Annotated in this window: 4 protein-coding genes; 3 read left to right on the top strand and 1 reads right to left on the bottom strand. The window is 60.2% G+C overall.

Translation table 11 applies throughout. The features are described 5' to 3' along the window. Window positions 1–562 (top strand): ABC transporter ATP-binding protein (locus tag EN991_RS29410; RefSeq protein ID WP_164769453.1); only part of this gene is annotated, 562 nt, incomplete at its 5' end. Between the two features lie 560 nt (window positions 563–1,122). Here EN991_RS29410 and EN991_RS29400 read toward each other — a convergent pair. After that, on the bottom strand, window positions 1,123–1,827 hold the full coding sequence (locus EN991_RS29400; RefSeq protein WP_127370059.1) for an SOS response-associated peptidase: 705 nt from the start codon (window positions 1,825–1,827) through the stop codon (window positions 1,123–1,125). Between the two features lie 160 nt (window positions 1,828–1,987). Between EN991_RS29400 and EN991_RS29395 the strand changes: the two genes are divergently transcribed. Together EN991_RS29395 and EN991_RS29390 are read left to right on the top strand one after the other, a co-directional pair. Continuing rightward, window positions 1,988–2,341, top strand: coding sequence for a nuclear transport factor 2 family protein (locus EN991_RS29395; RefSeq protein WP_127370058.1), 354 nt, complete (start codon window positions 1,988–1,990; stop codon window positions 2,339–2,341). Window positions 2,342–2,509: 168 nt separating this feature from the next. Next, window positions 2,510–2,860 (top strand): ArsC family reductase, encoded by a 351-nt coding sequence (locus EN991_RS29390; protein WP_013532857.1) that lies wholly within the window; start codon window positions 2,510–2,512, stop codon window positions 2,858–2,860. The last annotated feature ends 261 nt before the right edge of the window (window positions 2,861–3,121 follow it).

Genomic DNA, 3,121 nt, shown 5'->3' with positions numbered 1-3,121 from the left:
GATGCAGGTTGAGCTGAAGCGGCTGCAGTCGCGGCTTGGCACCACCTTCGTCATGGTCACCCACGACCAGACCGAAGCGCTGTCGATTTCCGACCGCATCGTCGTCATGAACAAGGGCCGCATCGAGCAGATCGCACCGCCGGCCACACTTTATGACCGGCCTGCCACGAAGTTTGTGGCGAGCTTCATCGGCACCATGAATCTCCTGCAATCACGGTTTGTCGGCCGCGATGGCGATCGCTTGCGTTTCACCGCCGGCACCCTGCCGCTGGAGGCTATTTCTGAAACCGGCGAGGCACCTGCCGAGGGCGCTACCCGCACCATCGGCGTGCGCCCGGAGGATTTGCTGGCGATGACCGAGGCCGCGCCCGGCACCGCACCGGCGCGCGTCAACAGCGTCGTCTTTCACGGCCGCACGCTGCGCCTGCATGCCGAACTCGGGCAGGGCGCGCCTGTCGTCATCGACGCGCCGCGCCAGGCCGAGGGTTTTCGCTTCCAGGTCGGCGACGTGGCGCATATCAGCCTGCGCCGTGGCGCCAACTGCCCAGTGCTGCCAAGTTAGTCTTAGCGACGTTAAAAACGAAGCAAAACGTTTGCGTCGATCGGTGGCCACAAGCGCTACCGATTGGGCGATCAACCGCGAGGTTAAGGGCATCATCCGCTATGGGGGATGTCGGCGGGATGGTCTGCCTATGTGGACTGCCAGCCGGCTGTGAACAAAAAGACCGTGGACGAAGTAGGAATTGACTCGGGAGGGAATATATTCCTAATTTGGCCGATGCCGGAACTGAGCAGCCGACCGCGCCGAAATGTGCAGACCCTGTGCCTCGCGCACGAAGTCGGGCAACTCATTCGTGTACGATGCCCGCACTGCAACATCACTAGGCACTATCTGCCCGGCGATCTCGCAAAGCTTGTAGGGGATATTCCCTTTTGGGACGTCGAGCGGCATATGAGGTGCGAGCGCTGCAAGCTTCGCGAGCTTGACGCCAGTATTATTTTGCCGAGCGCTGCTGAACGCTTGAAAATTCGGGTCAGGCGACTTGTCGAAATCCGCATGGTTCGCCGGGTGATCTGGCGAGACGACGATTAAGAAAGCGGCTGGTTAGTCGATCCTGCGGCCTAGAACAGAGACCCTTGAGTTGGCACCTGCCGCGGAAACTTGATCTGCGTGGCGGGCTTCTCAACAATCACCAATGCATCGTCCGGCGCTGTCTGCTGCAAATGTCTCGCTTCTGCCCACGACGCTGTAAGCCAGGCCTGGGCCTCTTCCGGCGTGGTCAGGATCACCGGCATAGCCTTCTCATGGATCGGTGCGATGACGGCGTTAGGCTTGGTTGTCATGAAGGCAAATAGCTCGAAGTCGCCAGGACCATCCTTGACCTTTCTCACGCCTTGCCAACGGGTCCAGAAACCAGCGAAGAAGAACAGCGGCCGGCTCTCGTCACGCGCAAACCAATAATTGCGCTGGATGCCTGTGTCCGGGTCTTTGTCGTTCGGAGTAGGGCTGGGTTCGGCAAAGCTGGTCACCGGCACGACGCATCTGTGCTCGACGCCGACAAAGTGTTGCCAGTGCGAATATTGTGGGTTGCGCACGTTAGTGGTGCCGTAGTCCGCCTTGCCTTTCATGCGTTCAGGCGGCGTGGGCAAACCCCAAAGCAGTTTCGCCAATTCACGCTCTCCGTCCGCCGTGTTGCGAACGACTGGGGCGGGCTGATTGGGATAGACGTCAAGCGAAGGCTCAAGGTTGCCGCTGATATCGCGCATTGTGCGTGTCCATTGGCGGACCGCCTCTTGCGTCGTGGTAATATTGTAGAGGTTGCACATTCACCTAGAATTGCGGAATTGGCTTGTGTCCGCAACCGGATGGAGCGCGGTCCGCGCGATATCATCATCCTGACATGGCTTGTCAGCTACGGCGCGGTCCGACGATGGCAGGCCAGCAGGCTGTTCCCTACCTAAATGCGTCTGAACAGGAGGAACACAAATGACCATCGCGGAAATTGCCAAGGATTTTACCGAGCTGCTCAAGCAGGGCGACAACGAAGCTGCCGCCGAGAAGTACAATTCCGACGATATCGTGAGCTACGAAGCCATGGAGGGGCCGATGGCCATCTCCCGTGGCAAGGAGGCTCTCAGGCAGAAGGGCCAGTGGTGGCAGGAGAACAATGAAGTCCATGGCGGCTCTGTCGAAGGCCCCTATGTCAATGGCGACCAGTTCGCGGTGCGCTTCAAGTTCGACATAACGCCCAAGGCTACCGGCGAGCGTGTCACCATGGATGAAGTCGGCCTCTACACGGTCAAAAACGGCAAGATCACCGAAGAGCGCTTCTATTACTAGGGCCGGCCCCGGGTTCCGCCTCACGTCGCTGCAGGACCAGGAAATTAGACGGCCGGGACATTGTCCTGGCCGTCATGTGGAACGGAGATATGGCAACGGCTCTGGCAAAGCGGAAAGGGTGGTTTAGTCTGTGGAACGGATTCGACAGTCAGCCAAGGAAGCACGCTTTTGACGATCACCATGTACGGCATCACCACTTGCGACACGGTCAGGAAGGCGCGCGTCTGGCTGGAAGGCCATGACGTAGCCTACCGGTTTCACGATTTCAGGGCCGAGGGACTGGACGCGAAGCGGCTGGATGGTTGGGCGGGCAAGGTCGGCTGGGAAAAGCTGCTCAACAAGGCGAGCACGACGTTCCGCGAGCTGCCGGACAAGGAAAAGCAGGGTCTCGACGAGAAGAGCGCCAAGGCGCTGATGCTGGCCAAGCCGACCATGATCAAGCGGCCGGTGCTGGAGGTAGGCGACCGGGTTATGGTCGGGTTCAAGGCTGATGTCTATGAGGCGGCGGTGGGGAAGTAGAGCTGCCTCTCGTTCCACGGTGTTCCGTGGCGCCCCCCTCTGTCCTGCCGGACATCTCCCCCTCAAGTGGGGAGATTGGCAGCTTCGCCGCTCCGCCATTCCTGTCACGTTCGGGATTTGCGAAGAAGATGATGACAGCGGATCTCCCCACCTGAGGGGGAGATGGCCGGCAGGCCAGAGGGGGGGCGCTGTCCCGCCGACCGCCATAAAATCTCAGCGTCCGCGCAAATACCCCGCCAGCGCCACCGCATTGTTGTGCGC

It is taken from the genome of Mesorhizobium sp. M7A.F.Ca.US.005.03.2.1, assembly GCF_003997795.1.
Classification (GTDB): domain Bacteria; phylum Pseudomonadota; class Alphaproteobacteria; order Rhizobiales; family Rhizobiaceae; genus Mesorhizobium; species Mesorhizobium ciceri.
Note: the sequence above shows the minus strand (reverse complement) of the source record. Positions and strands in the feature narration are given on the sequence as shown.